The sequence below is a fragment of the Clostridia bacterium genome, from assembly GCA_026414765.1.
Lineage (GTDB): Bacteria > Bacillota > Clostridia > Acetivibrionales > DSM-27016 > SKW86.
Window position 1 is genome coordinate 150,533 of the sequence record JAOAIJ010000039.1, and the last position, 11,825, is coordinate 162,357.

The 11,825-nt window shown below is 45.3% G+C and carries 1 protein-coding gene and 1 pseudogene; both read left to right on the forward strand.

Annotated elements, in window-relative coordinates:
• Positions 1 to 23 precede the first annotated feature (23 nt).
• Positions 24 to 1,847 (forward strand): annotated as a pseudogene (locus tag N3I35_14650) (type I polyketide synthase).
• Between the two features lie 786 nt (positions 1,848 to 2,633).
• Positions 2,634 to 11,825 (forward strand): SDR family NAD(P)-dependent oxidoreductase (locus tag N3I35_14655; GenBank protein MCX8131319.1); only part of this gene is annotated, 9,192 nt, incomplete at its 3' end.

Below are 11,825 nucleotides of genomic sequence, written 5' to 3' on the forward strand. Positions count from 1 at the left end.
TGACCGGCAATAAGAGCGGAGAAGAAAAACCACAAGGGCTGGATATAGCGATTGTGGGATTGGCCGGCCGTTATCCGCAGTGTGAAAACATAAAGGAATTCTGGAATAATCTATGTGCAGGAAAAGATTGCATCACTGAAATCCCCAAAGAGCGGTGGGATTGGAGAAAATACTACTCGGAAGACAGGATGGAAAACGGATGTGCTTACAGCAAATGGGGCGGATTTATAGATAACGTTGATTGTTTTGATCCACTGTTCTTTAATATTTCACCGCGTGAAGCGGAATTGATGGACCCCCAGGAGAGATTATTTTTGGAACATTGTTGGATTGCGTTAGAAGACGCAGGATATACCAGAGAGAAATTGCATAATACAACAAATTCCGAAGTCGGAGTTTATGTAGGAGTTATGCATCAGGAATATCCTTTGTATGCGGCGGAATCCAGTGCCAGGGGGCAGAGGTTCGGTTTGGGGGGAGGGATATCTTCCATAGCTACCCGTGTTTCTTATTTTTGTGATCTCCACGGCCCCAGTATGGCGATAGATACAATGTGTTCCAGTTCTTTGACGGCTATCTATATGGCCTGTCAAGCCTTGAAGGAAAAACGTATTCATGCAGCTCTGGCTGGCGGAGTCAATCTTTCCATACATCCGAATAAATATCTATTACTCAGCCAAGGCCAATTTATTTCATCAAAAGGTCATTGCGAAAGCTTTGGTGAAGGTGGCGACGGCTACATTCCCGGAGAAGGGGTTGGAGTTTTGTTTTTAAAACGCCTGGACGACGCCCGGCGCGATAAGGACCACATTTATGCTGTTATAAAAGGTGCAGAGGTTAACCATGGAGGAAGAACGGGCGGGTATACCGTGCCAAATCCTAAACCTCAGAGCATGGTCATTGATAGGGCTATGAAAGAAGCCATGGTTGATCCCGGAACCATCAGCTATATTGAGGCTCATGGGACAGGAACAAAACTGGGCGATCCCATAGAGATTGCCGGATTGACCAGGGCGTTCGGAGATAAAGCAAAAGCAAAACAATACTGCTGGATCGGGTCGGTAAAGTCCAATATAGGGCATTGTGAATCAGCGGCAGGTGTTGCAGGTGTTACAAAAGTATTATTGCAGATGAAATTCGGAAAGATTGTTCCGTCGTTACATTCCAGGGAACTGAATCACAATATTGATTTTATAGCGACACCATTCATAGTAAATCAAGAACTGAGAGACTGGGAGAGACCCGTAGTCAATGGACAGGAACAGCCTCGCCGGGCTGGAATCAGTAGTTTTGGCGCAGGGGGATCAAACGCCCATATAGTAATTGAGGAATACTTACCCGATGAACAGGGGCAGCTTCTCGCACCCCTTAACCCTCAGAACCCGGCAATTATCGTGTTGTCGGCTAAAAATGAGGACCGCCTAAAAGAACGGGTTCAGCAATTGTTGACAGAGATCGGGGAGCGGCAGTCTTCCGGCATCAGCCTGGCTGATATGGCATATACTCTCCAGGTCGGGCGTGAAGCCATGGAAGAACGCATGGCTATAATCGTAAGAACTGTTAAGGAACTTGAGGAAAAACTGAAGGCTTTTCTAGAAGGGAAAAACGATACGGAAGACCTGTACAGGGGACAGGTTAAACATAATAAGGATGCTTTGGCTGCTCTGGCAGCAGATGAAGAAATGCAGGAAGTAATAGAAAAATGGGTACAGCGCAGAAAATATGGAAAGCTTCTTGAACTATGGGTCAAAGGACTGGTTTTCGACTGGAACAAGCTGTATGGTGATGACAAACCGCATTGTATCAGCTTACCCACTTATCCGTTTGCTAGGCAAAGGTATTGGGTTCCCAAAACTGATGATTGTTTCCGGATAACAACTCCCGATGCCGGACAGGAAGTTGCTGTTGACACCCAGCAGTTTGAACAGGGGTACTTGAGGGAACAACTGGCTGAGTTGATGTATTTGCCTGTGTGGGAGGAGCAAGCTGTTCCGGCATCCGGTATACAGATTCAGCCCAATATTATTTTGATTGTTTATACGGGCTCTTCTGCAGTATTTAAAGAAACAATTGTTGATAACTGCCGTCAGCATACATCTGTAAAGACAATAGTTCAAATCCGTTTATGCAGTGAAACGAAGAAGCTTTCAGAACACGAATGGCAGTGCGGGGTCGATGATCCGGATGGCTTTGAAACGTGTTTATGTGAGTATACATCGATAGATAGTATTTTCTTTCTCTCAGAATTTCAGAGTGAAGTGCTGCGGGATATTAATAAACTGTCTCAAAGCCAGCATAGCGGTGAGCTTCAATTACTGAGGCTAATAAAGCTGTTAAAGAGGAAATTTGTCTCGGATGCCCCCATGGATTGTTATGTTATTACACAGGATAATTACTGCCTTAGAGATACGAATATCAATCCTTACGGCGGGGGTATTACAGGATTGGCCTATGCCGCAGCACAGGGGGATTGCAAATTCCTGGTGAGGAATATCGATATATCTATAGAGGATTTGGAGGACTACAGGAAGCAGAACAGCTTACTGAAAATGATCTTGAATGAAAACCCTTCCGACCATGGCGAGGTCATCAAGCTCAAAGACGGCAGAAGGTATCGGCAGGCATTTCTAAAGATGGACAGCACTCTGACTAAAAAAACCGAGGGGCTTAAGCAGGAGGGTGTGTATGTCATTGCAGGCGGCAGCGGGACAGTGGGAAGGATAATTACCGGCTATTTGATACGGGAATATAATGCTAAGGTTATCTGGATTGGCCGTAAACCTGAGAGGTCGGAGGAAGTTCAGGAGAAGCTGGTTGCTATGAATGCATTGGGACAGGCTCCTTTATATATCCAGGCGGATGTAACCGACTTGAAGCAGCTGAAACAGGCGGTGAACAAGATCAAGAAACAGTACTCCGGCATAAATGGCGCCATTTTCTCAGGATTGGTCTTTACGTTTGAAAATTCCATTTATAAAACAACCGAACAGGAATTTTTAGATATACTCAGTGTGAAAACAAGAGGCAGTCTTAATTTTTATTCAGCCTTCCAGCATGAAACTCTGGATTTTATGTGCTTCTTTTCATCAGGGCAGGCTTTTTCCTTTTCCGGAGCTGCCAATTTATCTGCATATGCCTCCGGTATTACCTTTTCTGATACCTTTGTACGGTATATCCAGGGAAAGGCTAAATTTCCGGTAGGTGCGATCAATTGGGGATTTTGGGATTCTTCTGTAAAAGATACACCCTTAGGCGATAAAATAAGTTCACTGGAAGACAGGGAAGGCTTTGACTGTTTTAACAGTATTGCAGGATTACTTCAATGCGGCCTGAGCCAGGTCGTCTGCATAAAAGTTTCACGCTCTTTAAATGAATTAATGAATTGTAAGGAAGAAATCGCTACAGTTTATGATAGAAGTTCCAGGCCGATCCTAAGGTCTTTGCTGAATAATCTTGGGACCAGGGAATACCCGGGCGGAAACCTTTTGTCAAGCTATATTCCGGAGGGTATGGCCCAGTGGGTACCCAAAATGCTCTTTATCCAGATGCGGAATTTATTGTTCAGGCAAAAAGGTGTACCGATGGAGATTGCCGGCATCAGAAAAGCAGCAGGGATAATTGATAAGTATGGGTTATGGTTAAAAGAGTGCCTGAATATTCTTGAAGCGTATGGATATGTTCAGTCTGATGCAGTACGAATAACGGCAAACGATAGTCCTGAGCTGCAGGATGTAGAAAATGTATGGCGGGAATGGGATTCTGTTAAAGAATCATTCTGCAGCAACCCGGACTGGAAAGCATCGATAAGACTGTTGGATGTGTGTCTGAGGAAACTGCCTGATATTTTAACAGGGCAGATATCATCTACGGATGTGCTCTTTCCGGATTCGTCGATGGAATTGCTAGAGGGAATTTATAAAAACAATACAACAGCAGATTATTTCAACATTTTGCTGGCGGATGTAGTTGAAGCTTATATTTGCAAAAGAATTTGCGAAGATATGCAAGCAAAGATACGTATTATTGAAGTTGGAGCAGGTACCGGGGGAACCAGCGCAGTTGTTTTTGACCGGATAAAATCCTATGCCTCAAATCTTGAATATTGTTATACAGATATTTCAAAGTCATTTTTATTGTATGCAAAGGAAAAATATGGGCCGGATAATCCATATCTTACATATAAAAGCTGGAATGTGGAGCTCCCATTAGCCCAACAAGACATTGAGGCGGGAGCTTATGACATCGTTATCGCCGCCAATGTGCTTCATGCCACAAAAGATATCAGGCAGGTTATACGCAATACAAAAGCTGCTCTTAAGTGCAATGGTATTTTACTTTTGAATGAGATGAGCAGAAAAAGTGTGTTTACCACATTGACCTTTGGACTTCTGGATGGCTGGTGGAGATTTGAGGATCAGGCTTTAAGAATAATCGGGGCTCCGCTGTTGGAGCCAAAAGTATGGAAAGAAGTCCTGGAAGATGAAGGATTCAGGCATATCAGCTTTCCTGCAGAAGCAGTATTGGAATTGGGGCAGCAAATCATTGCTGCTGAAAGTGATGGGGTGGTAAGACAGAAAGCAGTCGGTAGTTTTATACTGAAAGATAACCTGTTTGCAGACCATGAGAAAGACAATGCCGGTCAATCCGCAACATATAAGGCACTGCCAGCTTTACCTGTGCAAGAGACATTAAGAAATGTGACAAATCCAGCCTTCGATCCATCTGATGAAGGTATGCAGAAATATATAATGACAGTAGTTCTTAAGCTGCTGTCAAAAGTTTTGAAGGTGCCGCAGGATGAGATTGACAGCGACATAGCTTTTTCAGATTACGGGGTGGATTCAGTTCTTGGGATTTCTTTTGTAAATCAAATAAATAGCGAATTTGATATAAAGCTGAACAGTGCTATTCTCTTTGACTACACGACGGCAAATCTTTTAGCCGGCTTCATCATAAAAACATACGGAGAAAAAATCAGGGATATGGCTACTACTGCTTTAAGTGGTGCAGCCTCATGGGGGGGCGCCGGAATTCATGCGGTTATGGCGGGAAATAACGATACTAAGGTTTTGCAGGAAGTGAAACGGGAATTATCTGCTGAACAGCAGGAAATGAAGCTTACAGGAGATATAGTTCCCACAAAGGAAGATGTAAAAAGATTTAAGCCGGCAGCTATTGCTGTGGTGGGTATAGCAGGTCAGTTTCCGGATGCTGAGGACGTAAATATATTTTGGAACAACATGGAGAATGGGCATGATGGTGTCCATGAACTTTCAAGAACATATCTGGATCAAAGCAGATACTATGATTGCAGAAAGCAGGCCGGTAAGACCTATTGCAAGTGGGGCGGCATTTTAGAGGGAAGGGATTGCTTTGACCCACTGTTTTTCAATATCTCGCCCCGGGAAGCAGAATCCATGAATCCACATCAGAGGCTGATAATGCAGGAAAGCTGGAAGGCTTTGGAGGATGCCGGCTATAATCCGAAATCATTGGCAGGCTCTCAGGTTGGCGTATTCATCGGAGCCGAACCTGCAAACTATTTTTATGAATCATTTACAGGCTCCTCAGATGCTATTGTTGCCTCACGCTTGTCCTATTATTTGAATTTGAACGGGCCAGCCCTTGTGGTAAATACAGGCTGTTCCTCTTCGGCAGCGGCTATACATCTGGCTTGCGAGAGCTTACGGAATGAAGAATCGTCATTGGCGCTCGCGGGAGGAGTTTACGCGAAGCTCGACCATACTACTCTTGTGACACTTTCGGATATTGAGATGATTTCTCCTACAGGCAGGTGTTTGACCTTCGACGAAAGGGCTGATGGAACCATTATGTCGGAAGGTGTAGGTATGGTAGTCCTGAAGCGGCTTTGCGATGCTGTAGCTGACGGAGACCATATCTATGGAGTTATTGCAGGTTCAGGAATGAATCAGGACGGTGCCAGCAACGGAATTACAGCTCCAAACGGCTTGGCACAGGAGCGGTTAATTACAGACACATATAAAAAGTATGGCATTAATCCTGAGGAAATAACCTATGTGGAAGCCCACGGGACAGGTACAAAGCTGGGAGACCCGGTGGAGGCCAATGCCCTTATCCGTGCCTTCAGGCAGTTTACAGATAAAAAATGCTATTGTGCCATAGGGAGTGCAAAATCTTATATCGGTCATACCGGTGCCGCTGCGGGGGTAATAAGCTTAATCAAGGTATTATTATCTTTAAGGCATCGCAAGATTCCAGGTTTATTAAATTTTAAGAAGCAAAATCCTTTGATTGATTTTAATGATGCGGCTTTCTATATAAATACCGGGTTAATCGAATGGAAAAACGACAATAACAGGCCTTTAACGGCCGCACTGAATGCTTTTGGACATAGCGGGACTAATGTCCATCTGGTTATTCAGGAGTATCATCAGAATGACCAAGCTTTCCTTACTAAAGATAACGGTCCGGTACTTATTCCTCTTTCAGCCAGAAATGAAGACCGTTTGAAAGAATATGCGGCTAAGCTCAAGGATTTTTTAGAGAATTTGATTTCAAATCAATACGCTGGCGAGGCAAGGAAAAACCATACAATACTAAGCCTGGGGTCGCTGGCCTATACCCTGCAAAGAGGCAGGGAGGCGATGGAGGAACGTATAATTTTCCTTGTGCATAATGTATCGGAATTAATCAGCGGACTGGAAAGCTTCATCGAAGGTAAAACCGGGGTGGACAACTTTTGGAGCGGGCAAATCAGGAAGGATAAAAACCAGCTTCATGTCTTCGATACGGAGGAAGACACAAAGGAAATCATTGATAAATGGGTCTCAAATGGCAATTTGAGAAAGTTAGGGGAGCTTTGGGCAAAGGGTTTTGATATAAATTGGGAGGCTCTTTATGACGGGATAAAGCCGAAGCGTATGAGTTTACCCACCTATCCATTTGCCAGGGAGTATTACCGGGCGCCTCTAGTCGAATCTGAATCAGGTGATAGTCAAGATATAGGAACATGTGGCCATTTGCCCCTGCTGCAGGCATCCATCCATCCATTTCTACACCAAAATACCTCCGATCTTTTGGAGCAGCGCTTCAGTTCAATCTTCACCGGTGAGGAGTTCTTTCTGGCCGGCCATGTGGTAAATAGGCAGAAGGTATTGCCGGGAGTAGCTTATCTTGAAATGGCCCGGGCAGCGGCAGATCAGGCGGCGGGGAGGTTTGATGCAGCACGGACGGGAATCCGGCTGAAGAATGTAGTTTGGGCAAAACCTGTTGTGGTAGAAACAGAACCGGTCAATGTGCATATCGGGTTATATCCTGAGGAAAACGGGGAAATTGCCTATGAAATATATAGTGAAGCGGGCGAGGAGAAGGTGGTACACAGCCAGGGCAGTGCTTTGCTGACCGGTATTACCGGAAAATCCCGGTTGGATATTCAAGAGCTGCAGCATCGGTGCAGCAAGGACAAACTTTCATCTGACAGGTGCTATGAAGCTTTTAAAGCAATAGGATTGGACTATGGCCATGGATACCGGGGTATAGAGAAGGTACTCATTGGACAGGGGGAAGTATTGGCGAAGTTAACCTTACCTTCATCCGTCTTAAATACACAGGGACAGTATGTGATGCATCCCGCTATGCTGGATTCGGCGTTACAGGCATCAATAGGCTTACTGGGTGTACCGGATGAACATAAACTTTCCCTGCCCTTTGCACTGGATGAGTTGGAAGTACTTGACGGATGCACTTCGGAAATGTGGGCTTATGTAAAGTACAGTGAAGGTTGCAAAGCAGGGGATAAAGTAGAGAAGCTCGATATTGTCCTGTGTGATGGACAGGGTAATGTCAGCGTACGTATGAGAGGATTTTCGTTAAGGGTGCTGGGGGCTGATTTGCAAGACGCTAAGACTGCTTTACCTGTAAGTAATGGTGAAATACCGGAAGGGCGCGTCATGCTGGCTCCGGTATGGGATGCGGTTCCGGTTGAAAAAGGACAGACGTTACCATTGCCATCCGCAAGAATTGTATTAATGGGAGGTACAAATGAAAACCGGAGTCTGGTACGACAGCACTATCCTGAAGCGCATATATTTGAAATACAAGAGGAAGAGGGCATAGAAGCAATCGCCCAAAAGTTGAAGGAATATGGAGTTATAGATCATATATTCTGGATTGCGCCATATTATCCCATAGAATCCCTGGCAATGAATATGGTGATAGAAGAACAGAACCGTGGCGTTATACAGGTATTCAGAATAATCAAAGCATTATTGGAATTAGGCTATGACAGCCGGGAACTGGGATTTGACATAATAACTCTGCAGGCTCAACCTATCCACATAGGCGATATTGTGAACCCGTCACATGCAAGTGTGCATGGGTTTGCTGGTTCCCTTGCCAAGGAGTATCCTGATTGGAGAATCAGGGTTATAGATCTGGAAGCGGGATATAAATGGCCTCTTGAGGAAATATTCACACTGGTGCCGGAGCCTTATGGGAGTCCTTTGGTTTACCGGAACGGCGAGTGGTATCGTCAGCAGGTGATACCGGTAGACTACAACACTACCGGTAAAACAACGTATAAGACTGGCGGAGTATACGTGGTCATAGGTGGAGCCGGGGGAATAGGCGAGGCCTGGAGCGAATATATGATAAAAACTTACCGGGCTCGGATAATCTGGATTGGCCGCAGGGAAAAAAATACGGAAATCCAGGAAAAGTTGGATAAGCTTGCAGCACTGGGGACTGCCCCACATTACATTGCCGCGGATGCTGCCGATCTGAAAGCTCTGTTGAAAGCTTATAAAGATATTAAAAAGCGGTATGCGCAAATCAATGGAGTGATTCATTCAGCCATTGTCTTGCAGGATCAAAGCCTTGCCAGGATGGATGAGGAGCGGTTTAAGACCTCACTTTCGGCAAAAGTGGATGTCAGTGTGAGGATAGCTCAGGTATTCGGAAAGGAGCCCCTTGATTTTGTCCTGTTTTTCTCTGCTATCCAGTCATTTATAAAAGCTCCGGGGCAGAGTAACTATGCGGCAGGGTGTACTTTTAAGGATGCTTTTGCACACCAGCTTGACAGGGAGTGGCCCTGTCAAGTGAAAGTTATGAACTGGGGCTATTGGGGGAGCACCGGGGTTGTAGCGTCCCCGGAATACCGGGAACGTATGACCAAAGCGGGTATAGGCTCTATTGATACTGAGGAAGCTATGGAAGCATTGGAAAGACTTCTGTCGGGAGATATGAATCAGGTCGCGTTTATAAAAACAACACGGTCGACTACGGTTGAAGGGATAAATTACGGTGAGTTGATTACGGTTTGTCCGGAAAGCACAATGCCTGATGTTCATACCGTACTTGGACATATTCCCAAGCTTCCGAGACCGGAAAAAACTTTTGGCATTGAGGCGGTTAACAACATGAAGGGAGAGCTGCCGACTCCGGCACAAGAAATGGATGAAATGCTTGGAAAGCTGCTTTGGGGGCAATTACAGGCTGTCGGAATATTCAAAGAAGAAAAATTTGCTTTGGTAGACCCTAAAACCCGTGTCATCAGCTTATATGCCCGATGGCTCGAAGAGAGCCTCGATATCCTGACACGCAGAGATTACCTTGCATCTTGTGACGGATTTGTCATGGTTGTTGATAAGACAAGGGTTGATATAGATGCATTATGGCGGGAATGGGATGAAAAAAAGGTGCGCTGGCTGGAAGCGGAAGGGCTGAAGGCTTCGGTAGTATTGGCAGAGGCCACTCTCAGGGTATTGCCAGAAATACTCACCGGAAAGATTCCGGCCACCGATATCATATTTCCGGATTCCTCACTCAAGCTGGTAGAAGGGATATACAGACAGAATCCGGTTGCCGACTACTTCAACGAAGTGCTTGCAAGCCTGGTAGAGGCCTATGTGAAAGAGCGCATCAAACAGGAGCCTGCTGCCCGGATACGGCTCCTGGAAATAGGGGCGGGTACCGGTGGCACCACTGCAGTGGTTTTACAAAGGTTAAGGCCTTATAAGGAATATATAGGGGAATATTGCTATACCGATATTTCCAAAGCATTTTTACTGCATGCTGAAAAGGAATATGGAGGAGAAAATCCGTATTTGACATACAAAATCTTAAACATTGAAGAGGCGATTGACAAACAGGAAGTCAATGAGGGTGTATATGATCTGATGATTGCCACTAATGTTCTGCATGCGACGAGGAATATCCGGCAGACATTGCGCAATGCCAAGGCAGCCTTGAAAAAGAATGGCTTAATACTTTTAAATGAAATAAGCGGCAATATCCTGTTCACTCATCTGACTTTCGGGTTGTTGGAGGGCTGGTGGGTGTATGAAGATCCGATGTTACGTATTCCGGGGTGTCCCGGACTATATCCTGATACCTGGCAAAGGGTACTGGAAAGAGAAGGATTCCGGCCAGTCTTATTTCCAGCCATTGAGGAGCATAATTTAGGTCATCAGATTATTGCGTCTCAAAGCGACGGGGTCATACGTAAAAAACAATTGCTCAGACAGGCACCGGTGAAGCAGGCTATAATAGCGGAGATTATGGAAAAAGAAGCGGAAAAACTGAAAAAGGGCGGAACACAAGCAGACGAAACCGGGCTGGCTACCCTACGTGAGAAAAGTACTTTATATCTGAAGAAACTGGTTGGAGAAACGCTTAAGATTCCAAGCCATAAGATAGATTCGAGCGAGCCATTGGAAAAGTACGGGATAGATTCGATTTTAGTGGTCCGACTGACCAATAACCTGCGTAAAGTGATGGATAATATCAGCAGTACCTTGTTTTTTGAGTATCAGACTATAGATGCATTAGTAGAGCATTTCATAGATACGAGGAAGGCTTCGTTAATTAGCTTGGTGGGTATGGAGAATGAGGAGCCTGGTGGGCTTCTTGCCGATGAAAAAATTTCCGGTCCATTGTTATCAGAGCGGATCAAATTACCTATGAAGAGGCATCGGCGCTTTATGCCGGTGGCTGATCAGGGAGTTGCGACACCTTCTGTCACGGTTAAGGATATAGCAATTATAGGTCTTTCAGGGCGATACCCCGGGGCAAGAAATGTGGATGAATTCTGGAATAACCTGAAGGCCGGCAAAAACTGCATTTCCGAAATTCCCGAAGACCGCTGGGACTGGCGGAAATACTACGATGAAGAAAAAGGGAAACGTGGATGCATATATACGAAATGGGGCGGATTTATTGAAGATATAGATAAGTTCGATCCTCTATTTTTCAGTATCTCACCCCGTGAAGCCGAGCGGATGGATCCCCAGGAGCGTTTATTTTTAGAAACGGCTTATGCCTGTATTGAGGATGCGGGGTATGTGCCTGCAACCCTTGGCAATAGCAGGAGAATCGGTGTTTTTGTAGGAGTAATGAATGGAAACTATCCGGTTGGAGCCAACTACTCGTCCATAGCCAACCGGGTTTCATATGTGTTTAACTTCCAGGGACCAAGCATAGCAGTGGATACTGCCTGCTCCTCCTCACTGACTGCAATTCATTTGGCTCTGGAAAGCCTGTATAGCGGGATAAGCGAGTGTGCAATTGCAGGTGGCGTCAATTTAATATCGGATGCCAAACACTATGTGAATTTATCGTCAATGACCATGCTTTCTCCGGGTAACCTGTGCAGGTCTTTCGGTGACAAGGCCGATGGCTTTATAGATGCGGAAGGCGTAGGGGCCATTATCTTAAAGCCATTGCAAAAGGCTATTGAGGACGGGGATCATATTTATGGAGTCATAAAGGGGAGCATGATCAATGCCGGAGGAAAGACCAACGGCTATACCGTGCCAAACCCAAATGCCCAGTTCCAGCTTGTTTCA